The sequence below is a fragment of the Catenulispora yoronensis genome (assembly GCF_039531695.1).
GTDB classification, from domain to species: Bacteria; Actinomycetota; Actinomycetes; order Streptomycetales; family Catenulisporaceae; genus Catenulispora; species Catenulispora yoronensis.
In genome coordinates this window covers 1-601 of the sequence record NZ_BAAAQN010000198.1, presented here as the reverse complement: position 1 = coordinate 601, position 601 = coordinate 1, and the positions used below count along the sequence as shown (strand labels likewise).

Genomic DNA, 601 nt, shown 5'->3' with positions numbered 1-601 from the left:
TTTGAGAACGACAGGGACTTCCTGCCCAGCCTTGCCAGATGCTGTCTCAGATTCAGGTTATGTCGCTCAATGCGCTGAGTGTAACGCTTGCTGATGACGTGCAGCTTTCCCTTCAGGCGGGATTCATACATCGGCCAGCCGTCCGTCATCCATACCACCACGTCAAAGGCTGACAGCAGGCTCAGAAGACGCTCCAGTGTGGCCATAGTGCGTTCACCGAAAACGTGGGCTACCACCGCCCTGCGTATCCTGTCATACGCGTAAAACAGCCAGCGCTGACGTGATTTAGCACCGACGTAGCCCCATTGCTCGTCCATTTCCGCGCAGACAATGACATCACTGCCCGGCTGTATGCGCGAGGTTACCGACTGCGGCCTGAGTTTTTTAAATGGCGGAAAATCGTGTTGAGGCCAACGCCCATAATGCGGGCGGTTGCCCGGCATCCAACGCCATTCATGGCCATATCAATGATTTTCTGGTGCGTACCGGGCTGAGAAGCGGCATAAGTGAAGGTGAGCTGCCATGTTTTACGGCAGTGAGAGCAGAGATAACGTTGATGCCCGGCAGTACTTTTGCCATTACGCATCACGCCTTCAGTAGC

The 601-nt window shown here is 54.9% G+C and carries 1 pseudogene; it reads right to left on the bottom strand.

The annotated features are described in order from the left end of the window. Nucleotides 1–601: pseudogene (locus ABD481_RS46775) on the bottom strand (IS1 family transposase); the annotation flags it as partial.